This window comes from Martelella sp. FOR1707 (assembly GCF_053484265.1).
Genome location: NZ_JBAKFP010000007.1, coordinates 265,334 through 283,812, shown reverse-complemented (window position 1 = coordinate 283,812; position 18,479 = coordinate 265,334). Strand labels below are relative to the sequence as shown.

Sequence of the window (18,479 nt, the reverse complement as noted above, 5' to 3'; positions counted from 1 at the left end):
TTCAAATTACCGAAAGACAACTTCCGTTGCCTCAGTAAGAATCGACGGAAACCTTTATGTTCAAACACCTAAGTGTCATACACACCTTAGACCGCGCATCACTGCGCCATGTCCAAGCAGTTTCCTTAAAACGTGACCGCTTCTAAGTCTCTTCTCAAGCCACCCGAAGGTGACCCGAAACAAAGCCGCTCGCCACGTTTCTCTTTCTTCACATATTCAATTGTCCAAATAACCGACGGAAATTTTCCGTCACAAATCCACTCTCGGCCAATCTGTTAAGCTCAGCCTGACGAAGCATTTAAGCCTGTCGGAAGATTTTGTTTCGAACCGTAGGCCCCGCTTCAGCGCCGCCCCGTCGTTCGGTGAGGCGGCTTATAGACCCACCTCTTCCCGATCGTCAACAACGCAATTCGAAAAAAAATGACATTTTTGTTATAGCACTGATTTATAACAATAATTTAGTTCACCTCGCGCTCTTCCCCGAAAATCGGGTGCCGTGAGGGCAAAACAACCAGGCTGTCGGCAGCCGGATATGACAGCGCCTTCAATATGCCATCTTCGGGCGAGACATTTGCGCCGCTGTACGGATCACCGACAGCGGGACGGGGTCAACCATATAGGCGCGGGTTTGCGGACGGCTCTCGAAGCGCGTCCCGTTTTTTGCCGAATGGATGCGGGCCTCGCCTCTTTGATGTGAAGCTCTTCCATATGGTGGCGCTTCTCCCCTGCGGACCTGCTCCACCCTGCCCCGGCGCGCCCGCGGCGGTTTGACTAATCGGCCGAATTTCGGCACATGGAAACGGGCGGATACGCAAATTACGATGCGAGACGACAGGCCTATGAAAGTGAAAGACAATCCGGCGCGTTCCTTCGGCCGGCGAAATCCGATCGTCGTCGACGGCCGCACGCCGCCGGCGCGACGCGACGTTTCGCTGCGCTGGCTCGCCGGCGTCTGCCTGACGGGCCTGACCAGCACCGCGCTGATGGCGGTCGCGCTTTCCGTGGCCGTTGACGGCCGCGAACGGCTTGCAATCCCCGCCTCCGCCTTTGCCAAGACCGCGTTGCCCGGTCCGGATGACAATGAAAGTGCGGCCCGCGGGGCGCGTCTGGTGCAGACCGCCGTCATCGCCAAGCCCTCCAACCGCCGCATCCTGCAGGTGCCGACCGCGGTGCGCCAGGGCGACAGCGATGTGGTGCACTACGAGCCGTTTTCCGAGGTCAAGATGGCGCTCGCCGCCAATTACGGCGAAACCCCTTCCTATCCGGCCTTCGATCCCTTCGCCGTGTTTTCCTCGAACGATACGCCGAGCGATGTTCAGCACGGCGCCGACGTGATCTATGACACGGATGTCCAGGGCGAGGTCGAGATCCGCTCGATCGCCTTCCCGATGACGCGGCCGGATGCGCCCTTCGCCGCCGACCTCAGCACCGAGGAAATCGAGGCGACCATTCTCGCCAACGAGGCATCGCTACAGGACAGCGTCAGCGAAATTTCGATGCTGAGCTATGTCGACCCCGACCGGTTCGAGCCGGAACCGAGCCTGTTACCGCTCAAGCCCGCGCTCAGCGCCCAGATTATTGACGAGAATGTTTCGGTGAGCGCGCTGCAATCCGTGTTCACCCGTGATTTCAGCGACGACATTCTGCCGGTGCGCCAGGCGGTGGAGACGTCCGCGCTTCTGACGGCGGCAGGCTATCCGCCGCCGCAGGCCAACGAACTTGGCCGGCTGATCCAGGAGGGCACGGGATCGGCCATGCTGAGGGCCGGCGACACGCTGCGCATCGGGCTTTTGCGCATGGGCCGCAACATGCGCGTCGTGCGCCTCAGCCTCTACCGCAACGGCGAGCATCGCATGACGATGGCGCTCAACGACGAGGGCCGCTTCATCAAGGGCACGCCTCCGGCCATGAGCGATGCGGTCGCCAATGCCGCCGCGGACGAGACCGACCTGCTGCTCGGCACGGCGCAGAAGCCGGTTCGCATTTATGACGGCATCTACAGGGCAATGCTGAGCTACGATCTGAACGAGCAGATGTCGGCGCAACTGATCAATCTTCTGGCGAGCAAGGTCGATCTGCAATCGCAGGCCTCGCCCGAAGACACGCTTGAGCTGTTCTTCTCGGACGCCGATCCCAAGGGCGGGGCGACGGAAGGGTCCGAATTGTTCTACATCGACGCGGAGATCGGCGGCCAAGAGATCGCGCTCTACCGTTTCCGCGATCCGGAAACCGGCGCCGTGGATTTCTACGACAAGGATGGCCGCAGCATCCGGCGCTTCCTGTTGCGTAATCCGGTGCCAAACGGTCGGTTCACGTCCGGTTACGGCATGCGCCGCCACCCGGTGCTGAAATACGCCCGCATGCATCCGGGTGTCGACTGGGCGGCGCCGACAGGCACCCCGATCATCGCCGCCGGCGACGGCATCGTGGAAAAGGCCGGCTGGGCCAGCGGATACGGCAACCAGACCATCATCCGCCACGCCAACGGCTACGAGACCTCCTACAACCACCAGAGCAAGATCGCCGGCGGCGTCAAACCCGGCGCACGCGTCAAGCAGGGCCAGATCATCGGCTATGTCGGGGCGACCGGTCTGGTGACCGGCGCGCATCTGCATTACGAGGTGATCGTCAACGGCAGCAAGGTGGACCCGATGAAGATCCGCTTCCCGAATTCCGACGCGCTGACCGGCGAAAACCTCGCCCGCTTCCAATCGGAGCGCGCCCGCATCGACGCCCTGCTCGGCAACGACAATGCCGGCGGCCAGGTCGCCTCGAACGCCAACTGATCGGCAAATATCCGCGCAACAAAAAAGGGCCCGCCGGATGGCGGGCCCTTCGTTTCACGTCGTCCAATTACGCCGCGTCTTCGAGCTTGCGGCCGGTGGTGAACACCAGCCGGTCGGAGCCGGCGTCGACGCGCACATGGGTGCCGTCAGAGAGTTCGCCGCCCAAGAGCTTCTCGGCCAGCGGGTCCTGCACCGCCGTCTGGATCACCCGCTTCAGCGGGCGGGCGCCATAGGCCGGATCGTAACCCTTGTCGGCAAGCCAGTTGCGCGCTTCCGGCGTGAGATCGAGCACGATCTTGCGGTCCGACAGCAGCTTTTCCAGACGCCCGAGCTGGATATCGACGATCTGGCCCATATCGTCACGGCGCAGCCGGTGGAACAGGATGATATCGTCGACCCGGTTCAGGAATTCCGGCCGGAACGACGCCCGGACCACCGCCATCACCTGCTCGCGCGCGGCCTCGCTGTCCTCATTGTCGCCAAGCTGCGTCAGGAACTCGGCCCCGAGGTTCGAGGTCATGATGATGATCGTGTTGCGGAAGTCGACCGTGCGGCCCTGGCCGTCGGTCAGCCGCCCGTCATCGAGCACCTGCAGCAGAACGTTGAAGACGTCCGGATGGGCCTTTTCGATCTCGTCGAACAGGACCACCTGATACGGCCGGCGCCGCACGGCTTCGGTCAGGGCACCGCCCTCATCATAGCCGACATAGCCGGGAGGCGCGCCGATCAGCCGGGCCACGGAGTGCTTCTCCATGTATTCCGACATATCCATGCGCACCATCGCCGTCTCGTCGTCGAACAGGAACCGGGCGAGCGACTTGGTCAGCTCGGTCTTGCCGACGCCGGTGGGGCCGAGGAAGATGAACGAGCCGATCGGCCGGTTCGGATCCTGCAGCCCGGCGCGGGCGCGGCGGACCGAGCGCGATACGGCCTGCACCGCCTCGCCCTGGCCAACGACCCATTTCGCCAGCTCGTCTTCCATCCTGAGCAGCTTGTCGCGTTCGCCTTCCAGCATCTTGTCAACCGGAATACCGGTCCAGCGGGAGACCACCTGGGCGATATTGTCCGGGGTCACGACCTCCTGCAGGATCGAATCCGTGACGGTATTGTCTTCCGACTCCGCCTCGGCAAGTTCCTTTTCCAGCTTCGGGATCGTGCCATAGGCAAGCTCGCCCGCCTTCTGGTACTCGCCGCCGCGCTGGGCAATCGCAAGCTCGTTGCGCGCCGTCTCGAGCTGTTTCTTGAGATCGGCGGCGCGGTTGAGCTTGTTCTTTTCCGACTGCCAGCGCGCCGTCAGCGCATCGGCTTCTTCCTCGAGCGATGCCAGTTCGGATTCAAGCCGCGCCAGCCGGTCTTTGGAGGCCGTGTCGGTTTCCTTCTTCAGCGCTTCGCGCTCGATCTTGAGCTGCATGATGCGGCGATCGAGTTCGTCGAGCTCCTCGGGCTTGGAATCCACCTGCATGCGCACGCGGCTTGCCGCCTCGTCCATCAGGTCGATCGCCTTGTCCGGCAGGAACCGGTCGGTGATGTAGCGGTTGGAGAGCGTGGCGGCGGCCACCAGCGCGCTGTCGGCGATGCGCACCTGGTGGTGCTGCTCGTATTTTTCCTTCAGCCCGCGCAGGATCGACACCGTGTCCTCGACCGTCGGCTCGGCAACCATCACCGGCTGGAACCGTCGGGCAAGCGCCGCGTCCTTTTCGACATGCTTGCGGTATTCATCAAGCGTGGTCGCGCCGACGCAGTGCAGCTCGCCGCGCGCAAGCGCCGGCTTCAGAAGGTTCGACGCATCCATCGCGCCATCGGCCTTGCCGGCACCGACCAGCGTGTGCATCTCGTCGATGAACAGGATGATCTGGCCGGCTTCCGCCTGCACCTCGTTCAGCACGGCCTTCAGCCGCTCCTCGAATTCGCCGCGATATTTGGCACCGGCAATCAGCGCGCCCATGTCGAGCGCCATCAGCTTCTTGTCCTTGAGGCTTTCCGGCACGTCGCCATTGACGATCCTCAGCGCAAGGCCCTCGGTGATCGCGGTCTTGCCAACGCCCGGCTCGCCGATCAGCACAGGATTGTTCTTGGTGCGGCGCGACAGGACCTGGATCGTGCGGCGGATTTCATCGTCGCGGCCGATCACCGGATCGAGCTTGCCGTCGCGGGCGTCCGCCGTCAGGTCGCGCGCATATTTCTTCAGCGCGTCATAGGCCTGTTCGGCGCTGGCGCTATCGGCGGTGCGGCCCTTGCGGATTTCGTTGATGGCCTCGTTAAGGCCGTTCGGCGTCACGCCGGCATCGGCCAGCGTCTTCGCCGTCGAAGCGCTCTTTTCGATCGCAAGCGCCAACAGAAGACGCTCAACGGTGACGAAACTGTCACCCGCCTTCTTGGCGGCCTCTTCGGCGGTGGTGAATACCTTGGCGAGCGGCTGGGCCAGATAAATCTGCCCGTTGCCGCCGGAAACCTTCGGGATTTTCGCAAGCGCTGCATCATTGGCAAGCCGCGCCTTGGCGGCGTCGCCGCCGGCGCGCGCAATCAATGAGGCGGCCATGCCTTCCTCATCGTCGAGCAACACCTTGAGGATGTGCGCGGCGTCGAACTGCTGATGGCCCTCGCCCAGCGCATAAGTCTGCGCGGACTGCAGAAAGCCGCGGACCCGTTCGGAATATTTTTCGAGATTCATGTTTCGTGCCTCCATTCCTCACCCTGCCCTTTGTGAAGCGACAGAGCGATGATTCAGGTCAACCCCCTCTTCTGAGGCGAGCCGATGACAGCGGCATTCGCTGCCGCCTGAGGCAGATATGGGAGCGGATTTCGGCGGTTTAAAGAGGCCGCGAAACAAATTCGTTGCAGATATGCAACAGAGCTGAAAGCGCTCAGCTATGGGCGAAAATGTCGGTTTCTTCCCAGCCCAGAAGATCAAGTTTCGCCCGTGTGGGCAAGAATTCGAAACAGGCGCTGGCAAGTTCCATGCGGCCGTCGCGGATCAGCCGTTCCATCAGCTTGTCGCGCAGGCGATGCAGGTAAAGAACGTCGGAGGCGGCGTATTGCAGTTGCGCCTCGGTCAGTTCCTCCGCCGCCCAGTCGGAGGATTGCTGCGCCTTGGAAACGTCGACGTCGAGCATTTCCTTGAGATTGTCCTTGAGCCCGTGCCGGTCGGTATAGGTCCGGGTCAGGCGCGAGGCGATCTTGGTGCAGAACACATTGGCGGTGGTCACGCCGAAGGTGTGATAGAGCACGGCGATATCGAACCGGCCGAAATGGAAGATCTTCTGGCGCTCGGGATCGGCGAGCATGGCGACAAGGTTCGGCGCCTCCGTCTGCCCCGGCGCGATCTGGATAAGGTCGGCGCTGCCGTCGCCCGGCGATATCTGCACCACGCACAGCCGGTCGCGACGCGGAATAAGCCCCAACGTCTCGCTGTCGATCGCGATTGCGCCGGTGTAACGCGCCGCCTGTTCTGCCGGAATATCCTGTTTGTGCACGCGGATCATGTCGCGCATCTCCATCGCCTGTCTTGTCGTCATGAACCGGGTTCATAGCGGATTGGTCCGCGCGACGATACCCAAAAACGCGGCGGCCGCCGAGAACCTCGCCATGCCGCTGACCATGCAGGGGTGTTGTGCAATCGCAGCCGAGGGGCTATCGCATGAGGCAAGTATGACCAAGGCGGAGACACTCCGCTTCCTTCAGCGTAACCGGAAAGGACGGCCATGAGTCTGCTAAATCCCGTCCGCGCATTGTGGCAGCGCCACCGCGCGCTTTCCATCGCCTTTATCGGGGCCCTGCTTCTGACGCTGGCCCTCGCGCTCAAGACCGTGCTGGCGGTCTATTACTGGCACAGCCCCCGCGAACTGGAGCTGAAGAGCTGGATGACGCTCGGCCATGTGGCGATGGTCAACGATATCCCCGTGCACGACCTCGCCGAGGCGCTCGGCCTCGATCCGGAACATAGCCGCCGCCTGCCGCTCTGGCGGATCACGCGGGAGCGCGGCGAGACGCTGGAGGAACTGGAAGACCAGATCGCCGAAGCGCTCGACGAGCACGAACAGGCCGGCGACGATGAATGAACAGTTTCTGGCGCTGGTTCCGGTCTACGGCATTCCGGTCATGGCGCTCATCGTGTTTCTGGCCTGTCTCGGCATACCGATGCCCGCCGCCGTGATCATGCTGTTTGGCGGATCGCTGGCCGCCTCCGGCGATCTGCCGATGCTGCCGGCGATCGCCGCCTGCCTCGCGGCCGCATCGACCTCCGACCAGATCGGCTACTGGGTCGGACGCAAGGGCGGCGCGAAATATCTGGCGCGGTTCGCCGCGCGCGGCCCCAAGCGCCAGCGTCTGGTGGACCGCGCCCAGGACTATCTTGAGCGGCGCGGCGTTTTCGCCATCTTCTTCACCCGCTGGCTGCTGGCCCAGATCAGCCCCTATATCAACCCTGTCGCAGGCGCTGCCGGCATGCGCTGGCGCGCCTTCACGGTCGCGGCCATCTGCGGTCAGACCGTCTGGGTGTCGACCTATAACATTCTCGGCTTCATATTCTCCCGCAACATCATCGCCGTCGCCCATGTCATGGGCAATGCCACCGGCTTTCTCGCAGCCGGCGTGATTTCGCTTGCGCTGTTCTGGTACATCACCCGCGTCCTGCACTTCTCGCTCAAGAAGCGCCGGCGCAAGCGCTACCTGAAGCCGCGCGGACGGCGCTACCGTTCCTGAGGTTCATCAAACCGCAGCAAAAACGTCATCGGATTGTTATCCGGCGGGACTATCGCGGAAGCGCACTAACCCTTCCCGACGCTCTTTCAAAGAGGTTCCCATGCGCGCCCGTCTCGCACTTCTCGCCGCCGCTACCTGCCTTGCAGGTGCTGCCAATGCCGCAACCATCTATCCGCTCGATCGCGCCACCGTGCTGTCGTCCTCGCCCTTCGACTTCAAGGTCGAGCTGGATGCGGTCTATGACGCCGGCGATATCGACGTCACCGTCAACGGCAAGCCCTATGCCGAGGTCTTCGGCCAGGAAGCCGAATTCGTCGCCGACGAGAAGGGCAAGGATGACGAGAGCCTCGGCTCCGCCCTGATCCTGCGCGATCTCGCCATTGCAGATGCCGGCGACTACACCGTTGCCGTCAAGGCCGGCGACGAGGAAAAGGAAGTCACCTGGACCGTCTACGCCACGCCGGAAACGCCCAAGGCCAAGAACATCATCTTCTTCGTCGCCGACGGCCTTTCCATGGGTCACCGCACGGCTGCCCGCATCATGTCCAAGGGCATGACCGAGGGCAAGGCCGACGGTCGCCTGAACATGGATGACCTCGACAACATGGCCACGATCGGCACCTCCTCGACCCATTCGATCGCGACCGATTCGGCCAACACCATGTCGGCCTACATGACCGGCCACAAGACCCGCGTGAACGCGCTCGGAGTCTATGCCGACCGCACGCCGGACAGCCTGGACGACCCCAAGGTCGAGACCATTGCCGAGGCGCTGCGCCGCCAGACCGGCAAGTCGATCGGCGTCGTTTCCACCGCCGAGATCGAGGACGCCACGCCGGCCGCCGTCGTCGCCCATACGCGCCTTCGCGGCGACAAGGCCGAGATCGTCGGCATGTTCTACGACGTCAAGCCGGAAGTCATCCTCGGCGGCGGCTCCGCCTACTTCCTGAAGTCCGATGTCGCCGGCTCCAAGCGCAAGGACGACAACGACTATATCGCCATGTTCGAAGAGGCCGGCTACACCGTCGTCACCTCCGCCGACGAACTGGCGTCTGCCGAAAAGCCGGAAGACGGCAAGCTGCTCGGCCTGTTCCACACCGGCAACATGGATTCCACGCTTGACCGCGATTCCCTGAAGAAGGGCAGCGTCGACAAGTTCCCGAACCAGCCGGGCCTCGTGGACATGACGACGGCGGCGCTCGAGCAGCTTTCGAAGAATCCTGAAGGCTTCTTCCTGACGGTCGAGGCCGCCAATGTCGACAAGATGTCGCATCCGCTCGACTGGGACCGCGCCGTCATGGACATGATCGAATTCGACCAGGCCATCGGCGCTGCCATGGAATGGATGAATTCCAACCCGGACACGCTGATCGTCGTTACCGGCGACCACACCCACGGCTTCTCGGTCATCGGCACGATCGACGACGAGATCGAAGCCGACGAGATGCGCAACAAGGTCATGACCTATGACGACGCTGGCTTCCCGAACTATACGGATGAAAACGGCGACGGCTATCCGGACCAGATCGACGTTTCGCGTCGCCTCGCCATGTTCGCCAACAACTTCCCCGACTATTACGAGACCTTCCGCCCGAAGATGGACGGTCCGTTCGAGCCGGCTGTGAAGGACGAGAACGGCCGCTACGTCGCCAACGAAGCCTACAAGGATGTTCCCGGCGCGGTTCTGCGCACCGGCAACCTGCCCTATGACGCCTCGACCGGCGTTCACGCCGTCGATGACGTTGTCCTGCAGGCCACCGGCCCCGGCGCCGACGGCTTCAAGGGCTATATGGAACAGTCCGACGTCTACGGCGTACTGGCCGACGCCTTCGCGCTCGGCACCAGCCAGAAGCAGTAAGCTTCACCTTCAAGACGGGACCGGGCGGGCGTCGCCCGGTCCTCTCCTGCCAGGAGAACTGATCTGATGACCGCGATGTCCCTTTCCCGCCGCAGCCTGCTAGCCGCCTTCGGCACGCTCAGCCTCGGCCTTGCCGTCCGCCCCGCCTTCGCTGCCGATGAACTGTCCTTTGACGAGCTCTACGGCTCCTTCAGCCCGCTCGGCCTGAAGTTTTCCGACAAGGTGAAGGCCCTGACCGGAGAGAAGGTCTCGATCCGCGGCTTCATGGCCCCGCCGCTGAAGGCGGAAGCGAAATTCTTCGTGCTCTCGGAAATCCCGATGGCGCTCTGCCCGTTCTGCTCCTCGGATGCCGATTGGCCGGACAATATCATGGTCGTCTATCTCGACCGCAAGCAGACATTCACCCAACCGAACCAGATGATCGAGGTGACAGGCACGCTCGAGACCGGCTCCTGGGTGGACCCCGAGACCGGCTTCGTCAGCCAGCTGCGCCTGCGCGGCGCGCGCTACAGCAAGGTCTGAAACGACATACCCGAAAGGTCAGTCCCGATGCTGCCTCTCTCGCTCAACGATATCGCCGTCACCTTTCCGGGCCTCGACAGTCCTGTACTGACGATACCGAAGCTTGAGATCGCGGCCGGCGAACGGGTCGCGATCACCGGCCCTTCGGGTTCCGGCAAGAGCACGCTCGTCAACATCATCACCGGCTTGGAGCGCCTCGCCCATGGCAGCGCGCGCTGGGGCGAGACCGAGCTTTCGGTGCTGTCGGAAAGCCGGCGGGACCGGTTTCGCGGCGAGAATATCGGCCTGATCATGCAGGACTTCCATTTGTTTCCAGCACTTTCCGCGCTCGACAACGTGCTGCTGCCGGCCCGGCTTGCGCGCGCTGCGGGGACGGAGCGCATCAAACGCGCGCACGACCTGCTCGAGCGCGTCGGCCTTTCCCGTCACGACCAGAAGACCGGCACGATGTCGCGCGGCGAAATGCAGCGCGTGGCCGTTGCCCGCGCGCTGTTGCGCGAGCCCGGCATCATCGTCGCCGACGAACCGACGGCAAGCCTTGACGCCGCATCGGGCGAAACCGTCGGCCGGCTGCTGCTGGAGCTTGCCGAGGGCGCCACGCTGATCGTGGTTTCTCATGACCGGCGGCTGATCGCCCCGCTGACGCGCGAAATAGCGCTTCTTGCCGGCACAATCGCCAGCGACGAGAAGAGAGGCTGACCCATGCTCCGTTTCATTCTCGCAGACCTGAAGCGCCTCTGGGCCGGCTCCATCGTCATCGTCATCCTGATCATGCTGGCAACCGCGCTCGGCGTCGCCGTCACGCTGGAGGAACGGGCGCTGAGGCTCGGCAGCGCGCGGGCTTCCGAAAAGTTCGATCTGGTGATCGGCGCACCGGGAAGCGAAACCCAGCTCGTGCTCTCCTCCGTCTTCCTGCAGGCCGCCGACCTGCCGCTGATGGATGGCGATATCCTGCCCGACCTTCAGGCGGACCCACGCGTGGCCTGGGCTGCGCCGATCGGCTTCGGCGACAGCTATGCCGGCTACCCGATCGTCGGCACCACCGCAGAGCTGATCGAAAACACAACGCCCGGCTTTTCCGAGGGCGGCAATTTCGATCATCTGGGCGAGGCGGTGATCGGTTCGGCGGTCGACCTTGCGATCGGCGACACGATCAAGCCGCTGCACGGCACGGTCGAGACCGGCGGCCATACCCATGACGAACTCGCCTATACCGTTACCGGCAGGGCGGAGCCAACCGGCACGCCCTGGGACCGCGCCATCTTCGTGCCGATCGAGGCGGTCTGGAAGATCCACGGCATGGAAGCGCATGAGGCCGAGGAACACGACCACGAGCATGAAGCGGACGATCACGAGCATGATCATGAAGCCGAACATGCGGATGCGGATCATGACGAACACGCTGCCCACGATGATCACGACGAAGCCGGGCACGACGAGGACCATCATCATATCGATCCCGCCGCACCGGTCGACGAGCACTGGCATGCAGGCGAAACGCCCGGCCTGCCGGCGATCCTGGTGAAGCCGGAATCGATCGCCGACGCCTATCGGCTGCGCCAGGATTACCGCGGCGACAACACGCTCGCCGTCTTTCCGGCCGAGGTGCTGACGAAGCTCTACGCCACGCTCGGCGACGCCAAACAGGTGCTGACCGCGATCGCCGCGGGCGCGCAGGTGCTGGTGGCCGCGGCGCTCATGCTGGTCACCGTCATCCATGTGTCCCAGCGCCGGCGCGAGATCGGGGCGCTGCGCGCTTTCGGCGCGCCGCGCGGTGCGGTGTTCACGATCGTCTGGGGCGAGTTGTTCCTGCTGGTGGCGCTCGGCATCGCGCTCGGCTATGCGGCGGGCCTTGCGGCGGCGCTTGCGATCGCGCGGTCGATCACGGCCGAGCGCGGCGTGTCGCTTCCGGTCGAATTCACGCGTGCCGATCTGGGTTCAGCCGCCGTGCTGGTGGCGGTCGCGGCCGTGCTTTCCGCCCTGCCCGCGCTGATTGCCTATCGCCAGTCGCCGGCGGCCGCCCTGAAAAGCTGAGACGGCGGGTGCGGCTGGAGACTGTCCGGCAGGCTGGCGACCTTGACAGTGGTCGCCACTGGGAACAGTTTCGGGAACACGCGGCACGAGCCGCGCCGCCCGCCTGAAAGCCCGCCATGCAAGAAATATTCAACAGCGTCATCCCGATCTTCGCCCTCATCCTGATCGGGTGGGTCGCCGTCAAGGTCCGCTACCTGCCTGCGACAAGCGCCGGCGTGCTTTCGGGCTTCGTCTATAGGATCGGCCTTCCGGTGCTGTTGATGCGCACGATTGCCAACGCCGATTTCACCGGCGCCGATCCCTTGCGCATATGGGGCGTCTATTTCGCGAGCGTGGCGATCGCCTGGATCGCGGCCGCCATGGTCTCCCGTTTCGTCTTCGACCGGGATCGCGTTTCCGCGGTGATCATCGGGCTTTCCGGCACGTTTTCCAATCTGGCGCTGCTCGGCATTCCGCTTGTCAGCCATGTGGCGGGCGAAACCGCGCTGGTGGCGCTTTCAATCGTGCTCGCGATCCACATGCCGGTGCTGATGGTGACCGCCACGGTGCTGGCCGAGCGCGCAAAGGCGCAGGAGGGCGGGGCCACCAGCGACCCGGCGCGCCTTGCCGCCACGGTCGGCTACAACCTCGCCACCAATCCCCTCGTCATCGGGCTCATCATCGGCGCGGTGATGAATCTCAGCGGTCTGCAACCGGCGGGACCGCTTGCCACCGTCATCTCGATGCTGGCGGGCATCGCTGCGCCCGTGGCCCTGGTCTCGATCGGCATGACGCTGGCGCAATACAAGGTCGCCGGCAATGCCGGGCTGTTTTCAGCGATCACCGTCATCAAGCTCGCCCTGCTTCCGGCTCTGGTCTTCGCCCTGTCGCATGCCTTCGGCCTGCCGCAGCCGATCATGGCCGGGCTGGTGCTCGGCGCATCCTGCCCGGCGGGCGTCAACGCCTTCCTGCTTGCCGACCAGTTCGGCACAGGCCGCAACATCGCAGCCTCCACGATAACGCTGACCACGCTCCTCGGCGTGGTGACCGTCAGCCTCTGGGTGCTGCTGCTGGGGTATTGATTTGCCTTGATGAAAGGCGGCGCTGAAGCCCCGACAGGCTGATGACAAAGCGCCCCACTCTCCTCCGTCATGCTCGGGCCTGTCCCGAGCATCTAAGCACGCATCAACTCGATCAGCGTATCGGGGAGAAATTCATTGAAACAAAACCCTTCGGGGAATGCCAGCTCCGCTCGTGCGGAACCGCGATTAGATCCTCGTGCCAAGCACGAGGATGACGGAGAACGTGGGAGAGGGTTGTCCCCAAACTGAAAACGGGGCCCAAGGCCCCGTTTCGTTTATTCTCTACTGAGACTGCTCGACATCGGCGGCGCCGGGCGGCGTGGCCTCGGGGGTGTCGGTCGGCTCGGCCGTCTCGGTCTGCGGATTGGCAGGGCCTGCATCGGCATCACCGGCCGCCTCGTCCGTTGCTGCCGGAGCCGGTTCGTGACCCTGTGACGGCGGCGCTTCGTTGCCTTCGGTCGCCTCGGCTGACCCGTCGCCGGTTGCGGCACCGTCATCGGTCGCAGCGCCATCTTCGGCCGCAGCGGCATCGTCTTCGGCCGGCGGCTCGGGGAACGGCACCGGATCGTTCGACATCGTGCTGAGATAGGCGATCAGGTCCGCGCGGTCCTTGTCGGAGGAAAGGCCGGCAAAGCCCATGGCCGTGCCCGGGATATCCTTCTTCGGGGCCTTGATGAATTCGTTCAGGTTCTCATAGGTCCAGAGCTTGCTGCCGCCCTCGGAAAAGTCCTGCATGGCGGCGGAATATGAAAAACCCTCATGGCTGGCGATCGGGCGATCGACGACGTCCCAAAGGTTCGGGCCAACCTTGTTGGGCCCGCCTTCGGTGTCGGTGTGACAGGCCTGACAGCGCTTGAAAACGCGCTCGCCGGCTTCGGCATTGGCATCGGCGAGCAGAACGGCGATCGGCGTTTCTTCCTCGACGGCCGGGGCGCCGCCGCCCGGGGTCTCGGCAACCTCGATGACGAAACCTTCCTTTTCGGGATGGTGCGGGTCGAAGATCGCTTCTGAGATGAAAGATACCGTCATCAGGACGAAGACCGTCCCCAACAGGGCCGCAAGGACCATATTGAGATTGAATTTCATTGCGTTGCCGCTCCCCTTCCGTCCAGCCTCTCTACCGGACACCTTGCATTCTTGCAGAACCTATGTCTTTTGATGCCGCGATGCAACGCCGCATCGGCATGCACACCGGCCCGTCAGACTGTCAGTGGCAAATTAACGGAGAGCTTGCAAGTGGCGATCGACAAATCCGATGAAACGATCATTCTTATTCCCGCCCGGATGGCCTCCACCCGCCTTCCCGGCAAGCCGCTGGCCGAGATCGCCGGCCGGCCGATGATCGTCCATGTCGCCGAACGCGCACGCGAATCAGGCATGGGCCGCGTCGTCGTGGCCGTCGATGACGAGGCCGTGTTCAAGGCGGTCGAGGCGACCGGCTTCGAGGCGGTGATGACGGGCATGGCGCACCAGTCCGGCTCCGACCGCATTCACGAGGCACTCGGCAAGGTCGATCCCGACGGCCGCGCGCAACTGGTCGTCAATGTCCAGGGCGACCTGCCGACGCTTGACCCGGCGCTGATCCAGGCTTCGCTTGCCCCGCTTTCCGACCCCGCTGTCGATATCGCGACGCTGACGGTCGAGATCACCGATGAGGCGGAAAAGACCGCATCGCAGGTGGTCAAGCTCGTCGGCTCGCCGGTCGGGCCCACGAGGCTGCGCGCGCTTTACTTTACCCGCGCGACCGCCCCCTGGGGCGAAGGACCTCTCTACCACCACATAGGACTTTATACCTATCGGCGCGCCGCTCTCGAGCGCTTCGTCTCGCTGCCCGTCTCCCCGCTGGAAGGACGCGAGAAGCTGGAGCAGTTGCGCGCGCTGGAGGCCGGCATGCGCATCGATGCCGAGATCGTCAAGACCGTGCCGCTCGGCGTCGATACCGCCGAGGACCTCGCAAAGGCGCGCCGCATACTGGAAGGTGTCACCTCATGATCATGAAAACCAACCGCATCTCGTTCCAGGGCGAATACGGCGCCAATTCCGATATGGCTTGCCGCGACATGTATCCCGACATGGAGCCCCTGCCCTGCAAGACCTTCGAGGATGCCTTCCTGGCGGTGGAAAACGGCGATGCCGATCTGGCGATGATCCCGATCGAGAACACGCTGGCTGGCCGCGTCGCCGATATCCATTACCAGCTTCCCGATTCGCACCTCTCGATCATCGGCGAATATTTCATGCCGATCCGCTTCCAGTTGATGGCGCTGCCGGGGGTGAAGCTTGACGACATCAAGACCGTGCACAGCCACATCCACGCCCTTGGCCAGTGCCGCAAGATCATCCGCCGCAACAAGTGGAACGCGGTGATCGCCGGCGATACCGCCGGCGCGGCCATGCTGGTGCAGGAAAAGGGCGACCGCACAATGGCGGCCCTCGCCCCCCGCCTCGCCGCCTCGCTCTACGGTCTCGATATCCTTGCCGAGAATGTCGAGGACAGCGAAAGCAACATCACCCGTTTCGTCATTCTGTCGGACAAGGCGAAGCGGGCGGAGCGCAATGGCGAAGACCGCACGATCGTGACCACCTTCATCTTCAATGTCCGCAATATTCCAGCCGCGCTCTACAAGGCGCTTGGCGGTTTCGCCACCAACGGCATCAACATGACCAAGCTGGAAAGCTACCAGATCGGCGGCAAGTTCATCGCCACCCAGTTCTATGCCGATATCGAGGGACATCCCGACGATCCGGCGGTGGCACGGGCGCTGGAGGAACTCGAATTCTTCACCGAGAAGGTGCGCATTCTCGGCGTCTATGAAGGCCACCCGATGCGCCGTCACCTGCAGTCGCTGGACGACATGGCGTAATTGCACAACCCCGGGCGGTTCGCCGCCCGGGGTCTCGGCCTCAATCGTCCGGCTGGCACACGCGGATGCGGTGGCCGTCTGGATCGGCGATCACGAAGGTCGGGCCGAAAGCAGCCGTTACCAACGGCTGGAGGATCGTCATGCCATCCTGCTTGACGCGGTGATAGAGTGCTTCGACGCCGCCCTCGCCGGCCGCCATGATGCCGATTTCGGCCGAGCCGGGCCCGCCTTCCGCCGGCGGATGCGCCGTCGCCTTGCGCCACAGGCCAAGCGTCAGCCCGGTATCGGTGGTCAGCGATGAAAAGCCGTCGGAAAGCGCCATCGGCGTCAATCCGAGAAAATCGGCGTAGAACTGAGCGCTCGCCTTCGGGTCTTCGACATAGAGAACGACAAGGTTGAGAGGCAGTGCGGTCATTGGGTTTCTCCTTCGTTTGCAAAACCGAGGAGAGCTTTAAGGCGTGCCGGTGACAGCTTCCGTCAGCAGTCGTCAGACATAGTTCATCTGCCGCCGCCAGTCGGCAAGCAGCACTGCGCGACGCTTCGGATAGCGTTCTCCGGTCTCCGTGAGACTGGCGATTCTGTCGGTGCGGAAATGGCGGAAATCCTGTCTCAGCTCGCACCAGCCGACGACGACGCGCACCCGCTCGAAATAGGCAAGGCCGAACGGCCAGATGATCCTGCGCGTGATCGCGCCGGCCTCATCACCATAACCGATGTCGAGCTTGCGCTCGCGGCGAATCGCGCTGCGAAGCGCTGGAATATCCGCCTTTTCCGCAGCAAGCGCGCGCGGACCGATGATCAGCGCCGTCTCGTCCACCGCATCTGAAAGCTCGGGCGGAAGCACGGCCGCGATCTTGGAAAGCGCTGCGTCGGCTGCGGCCGATAGCGCGGCATCGGTCGACTTGGCGACCCAGCGGCTGCCGAGCACCAGCGCCTCGATCTCCTCCTGCGAAAACATCATCGGCGGCAGCAGGAAACCAGGGCGCAGCACATAGCCGAGCCCCGCCTCGCCCTCGATCGCCGCGCCCTGGGCCCGAAGGCTTGCGATATCGCGATAGAGCGTTCGAAGGCTGATGCCGAGTTCATCGGCAAGATGCGCGCCCGTTACCGGATAGTGATGACCGCGCAGGACCTGCAGCAGCGCCAGCAACCGTTCCGAGCGCGAACCGGCCACCGTTATTTCCAGTCGAGGAAATCGCGCGCCAGGCGGTAGGCGATCGCGCCCTCCGGCGGGGCGTTGATGCCGCCCTGATGGCTGCCGTCGAGGATTGCGGCAAGCTCGTCGCGCGAAAACCAGCGACAGTCCTCAAGCTCGGCATCATCAGGTTTGATGTCGAAGCTCTCGGCCTTGCCATAGCAGCCGAGCATCAGCGAGTGCGGCATCGGCCAGGGCTGGGAGGCGTGGTAGCGCAGCGCGCCGACGCGGATGCCGGATTCCTCCAGCGTCTCGCGCCGCACCGCATCCTCGATGGTTTCGCCGGGCTCCAGAAAGCCGGCGAGGCAGGAATAGCGGCCGGCGGGAAAATGCGGGCTGCGGCCGAGCAGAACCCGATCGCCCGCCTCATCCACGATCAGCATGATCACCACCGGATCGGTGCGCGGGAACATCATGTTGCCGCAGGCCGTGCATTCGCGGCGGAAGCCACCGGCGGCCGATTTCGACGGCGACCCGCAGCGGCCGCAAAATGCATGATTGTCGGTCCAGGCGTTGAGGCTGACCGCCAACGCAAACGCGCCGAGCGTGGCGCGATCGAGCAGGCTTTCGCTATAGGCGGCGCGGGTGGTCAACACCTTCAGGTGCCCCGGCAGGGCTTCGGGATCGAGGCCGAGCTTGATCGAGATCAGCGGCGCGCCCGAGGGCTCGCGCCCAAGCAGGATCGCGCTTTCGGGATCAGGAGAATACTGCGCCAGTTCGTAGCGGGCGAAATAGGGATCGAGCACCTGACGCTCGTGCTTGACGATCCCCTTTCCGCCGGCAAAGCCGAGGAAGCGGGCATTGGGTTCGGCGGCGGCCTTTTCCAGCGTTTCCTCGTCGCGGTGTTCGCTGTCGCGGATGATCTTGCAGCCGGCAAAGGCGGTCAGCGCGCTCGGATCCTCATGCGGGCCGGCCTTGAAGAACAGTGATGTCATGCCATTGCCTCTGCAATCTTACGCGCCAGGTCTGCGCAGTCGTCATCGGAGCGCTGTTCCGGCGTGCCGTAGCCCCAGATCGGACCCGGCCAGTTGGCATCGCCCTCGAACCGGGCAACGACATGGACATGGAGCTGGCGCACCATGTTGCCGATTGCCGCGACATTGATCTTGGTTGCCCCGGTGACGGTTTTCAGGGCCTTCGCCGCCTCATTGACCTCGAAGGTCAGCATGGTCTGGTCGAGCGGCGCCAGATCGAACATTTCCTCGACCCCGGCGCGCTGCGGCACCGCCAGCAGCCAGGGCCAGCGCGCGTCGCGCATCAGCCGCAACTGGCAAAGCCCCAGATCGGCGATCGCCATGCTGTCGCGCTCAAGACGCGGATCGATCTGAAATTCCTGCATGTCATTCCTTCGCAATTACTCGTCTTATTTCTATCAAATGGTAAGGCGACGGCAAACGCTAATCCGCTGCGCCGTGATATCCGGCATCTGCCCGGCCAGATTTTTTCGCCGCCAAGCTT

Annotated in this window: 17 protein-coding genes; 10 read left to right on the top strand and 7 right to left on the bottom strand. The window is 63.7% G+C overall.

Annotation, left to right across the window (positions count from 1 at the left end):
* The first annotated feature begins 839 nt into the window (after positions 1-839).
* Positions 840-2,786 carry a M23 family metallopeptidase gene (locus tag V6765_RS19915; protein ID WP_448432006.1) on the top strand — a complete coding sequence of 649 codons (1,947 nt, stop codon included), beginning with the start codon at positions 840-842 and terminating at the stop codon, positions 2,784-2,786.
* 67 nt (positions 2,787-2,853) lie between these two features.
* On the opposite strand, the gene clpB is transcribed toward V6765_RS19915, so the two are convergent.
* Together clpB and V6765_RS19905 are read right to left on the bottom strand one after the other, a co-directional pair.
* Positions 2,854-5,457 (bottom strand): ATP-dependent chaperone ClpB, encoded by a 2,604-nt coding sequence (gene clpB, locus V6765_RS19910; RefSeq protein WP_448432004.1) that lies wholly within the window; start codon positions 5,455-5,457, stop codon positions 2,854-2,856.
* Between the two features lie 193 nt (positions 5,458-5,650).
* Positions 5,651-6,277 (bottom strand): ribonuclease D, encoded by a 627-nt coding sequence (locus V6765_RS19905; protein ID WP_448432029.1) that lies wholly within the window; start codon positions 6,275-6,277, stop codon positions 5,651-5,653.
* 210 nt (positions 6,278-6,487) lie between these two features.
* On the opposite strand from V6765_RS19905, the gene V6765_RS19900 reads away from it, so the two are divergent.
* The 7 genes from V6765_RS19900 (at position 6,488) to V6765_RS19870 (ending at position 12,962) form a co-directional block, all read left to right on the top strand.
* Positions 6,488-6,844 (top strand): hypothetical protein, encoded by a 357-nt coding sequence (locus V6765_RS19900; protein ID WP_448432003.1) that lies wholly within the window; start codon positions 6,488-6,490, stop codon positions 6,842-6,844.
* Entirely contained in the window at positions 6,837-7,487 is a 651-nt protein-coding gene (locus V6765_RS19895; protein WP_448432001.1) for a DedA family protein, read from the top strand. Before V6765_RS19900 ends, V6765_RS19895 begins: the two co-directional genes overlap by 8 nt.
* Before the next feature lie 100 nt (positions 7,488-7,587).
* The gene (locus V6765_RS19890; protein WP_448431999.1) at positions 7,588-9,345 is read left to right on the top strand and encodes an alkaline phosphatase; all 1,758 of its coding nucleotides are present in this window, start codon (positions 7,588-7,590) and stop codon (positions 9,343-9,345) included.
* Positions 9,346-9,411: 66 nt separating this feature from the next.
* Positions 9,412-9,867, top strand: a complete 456-nt coding sequence (locus tag V6765_RS19885) for a hypothetical protein (RefSeq protein ID WP_448431997.1) — start codon at positions 9,412-9,414, stop codon at positions 9,865-9,867.
* 27 nt (positions 9,868-9,894) lie between these two features.
* Positions 9,895-10,566: an ABC transporter ATP-binding protein gene (locus tag V6765_RS19880; protein ID WP_448431995.1), complete on the top strand. Its 672-nt coding sequence runs from the start codon at positions 9,895-9,897 to the stop codon at positions 10,564-10,566.
* A 3-nt stretch (positions 10,567-10,569) separates the two neighbouring features.
* A complete protein-coding gene (locus V6765_RS19875) occupies positions 10,570-11,901 on the top strand; it encodes an FtsX-like permease family protein (protein WP_448431993.1) in 1,332 nt (443 codons plus the stop codon).
* Between the two features lie 116 nt (positions 11,902-12,017).
* Positions 12,018-12,962: an AEC family transporter gene (locus V6765_RS19870; RefSeq protein ID WP_448431991.1), complete on the top strand. Its 945-nt coding sequence runs from the start codon at positions 12,018-12,020 to the stop codon at positions 12,960-12,962.
* A 282-nt stretch (positions 12,963-13,244) separates the two neighbouring features.
* Here V6765_RS19870 and V6765_RS19865 read toward each other — a convergent pair whose 3' ends face one another.
* Positions 13,245-14,048 carry a c-type cytochrome gene (locus V6765_RS19865; RefSeq protein WP_448431989.1) on the bottom strand — a complete coding sequence of 268 codons (804 nt, stop codon included), beginning with the start codon at positions 14,046-14,048 and terminating at the stop codon, positions 13,245-13,247.
* A gap of 150 nt (positions 14,049-14,198) precedes the next feature.
* Here V6765_RS19865 and V6765_RS19860 point away from each other — a divergent pair, with 150 nt between their 5' ends.
* The gene (locus tag V6765_RS19860) at positions 14,199-14,954 is read left to right on the top strand and encodes a 3-deoxy-manno-octulosonate cytidylyltransferase (RefSeq protein ID WP_448431987.1); all 756 of its coding nucleotides are present in this window, start codon (positions 14,199-14,201) and stop codon (positions 14,952-14,954) included.
* A complete protein-coding gene (locus V6765_RS19855) occupies positions 14,951-15,826 on the top strand; it encodes a prephenate dehydratase (protein WP_448431985.1) in 876 nt (291 codons plus the stop codon). Before V6765_RS19860 ends, V6765_RS19855 begins: the two co-directional genes overlap by 4 nt.
* Before the next feature lie 40 nt (positions 15,827-15,866).
* Here V6765_RS19855 and V6765_RS19850 read toward each other — a convergent pair whose 3' ends face one another.
* The 4 genes from V6765_RS19850 to V6765_RS19835 all read right to left on the bottom strand — a co-directional run bounded on the left by V6765_RS19850 (position 15,867) and on the right by V6765_RS19835 (position 18,360).
* Positions 15,867-16,241, bottom strand: a complete 375-nt coding sequence (locus tag V6765_RS19850; protein ID WP_448431983.1) for a VOC family protein — start codon at positions 16,239-16,241, stop codon at positions 15,867-15,869.
* 72 nt (positions 16,242-16,313) lie between these two features.
* Entirely contained in the window at positions 16,314-17,000 is a 687-nt protein-coding gene (locus V6765_RS19845; protein WP_448431981.1) for a helix-turn-helix transcriptional regulator, read from the bottom strand.
* 2 nt (positions 17,001-17,002) lie between these two features.
* The gene (nudC, locus tag V6765_RS19840; protein WP_448431979.1) at positions 17,003-17,956 is read right to left on the bottom strand and encodes an NAD(+) diphosphatase; all 954 of its coding nucleotides are present in this window, start codon (positions 17,954-17,956) and stop codon (positions 17,003-17,005) included.
* Entirely contained in the window at positions 17,953-18,360 is a 408-nt protein-coding gene (locus V6765_RS19835) for an HIT family protein (protein WP_448431977.1), read from the bottom strand. The genes nudC and V6765_RS19835 overlap by 4 nt, the downstream gene beginning before the upstream one ends.
* Between the last annotated feature and the right edge of the window lie 119 nt (positions 18,361-18,479).

Bases quoted from the DNA above. Each gene is read 5' to 3' on its own strand.
- clpB (WP_448432004.1), bottom strand. From the start codon at position 5,457: ATGAATCTCGAAAAATATTCCGAACGGGTCCGCGGCTTTCTGCAGTCC.
- V6765_RS19835 (WP_448431977.1), bottom strand. From the start codon at position 18,360: ATGCAGGAATTTCAGATCGATCCGCGTCTTGAGCGCGACAGCATGGCG.
- V6765_RS19870 (WP_448431991.1), top strand. From the start codon at position 12,018: ATGCAAGAAATATTCAACAGCGTCATCCCGATCTTCGCCCTCATCCTG.
- V6765_RS19915 (WP_448432006.1), top strand. From the start codon at position 840: ATGAAAGTGAAAGACAATCCGGCGCGTTCCTTCGGCCGGCGAAATCCG.
- V6765_RS19885 (WP_448431997.1), top strand. From the start codon at position 9,412: ATGACCGCGATGTCCCTTTCCCGCCGCAGCCTGCTAGCCGCCTTCGGC.
- nudC (WP_448431979.1), bottom strand. From the start codon at position 17,956: ATGACATCACTGTTCTTCAAGGCCGGCCCGCATGAGGATCCGAGCGCG.
- V6765_RS19865 (WP_448431989.1), bottom strand. From the start codon at position 14,048: ATGAAATTCAATCTCAATATGGTCCTTGCGGCCCTGTTGGGGACGGTC.
- V6765_RS19895 (WP_448432001.1), top strand. From the start codon at position 6,837: ATGAATGAACAGTTTCTGGCGCTGGTTCCGGTCTACGGCATTCCGGTC.
- V6765_RS19875 (WP_448431993.1), top strand. From the start codon at position 10,570: ATGCTCCGTTTCATTCTCGCAGACCTGAAGCGCCTCTGGGCCGGCTCC.
- V6765_RS19880 (WP_448431995.1), top strand. From the start codon at position 9,895: ATGCTGCCTCTCTCGCTCAACGATATCGCCGTCACCTTTCCGGGCCTC.
- V6765_RS19900 (WP_448432003.1), top strand. From the start codon at position 6,488: ATGAGTCTGCTAAATCCCGTCCGCGCATTGTGGCAGCGCCACCGCGCG.
- V6765_RS19850 (WP_448431983.1), bottom strand. From the start codon at position 16,241: ATGACCGCACTGCCTCTCAACCTTGTCGTTCTCTATGTCGAAGACCCG.
- V6765_RS19890 (WP_448431999.1), top strand. From the start codon at position 7,588: ATGCGCGCCCGTCTCGCACTTCTCGCCGCCGCTACCTGCCTTGCAGGT.
- V6765_RS19855 (WP_448431985.1), top strand. From the start codon at position 14,951: ATGATCATGAAAACCAACCGCATCTCGTTCCAGGGCGAATACGGCGCC.
- V6765_RS19905 (WP_448432029.1), bottom strand. From the start codon at position 6,277: ATGCGCGACATGATCCGCGTGCACAAACAGGATATTCCGGCAGAACAG.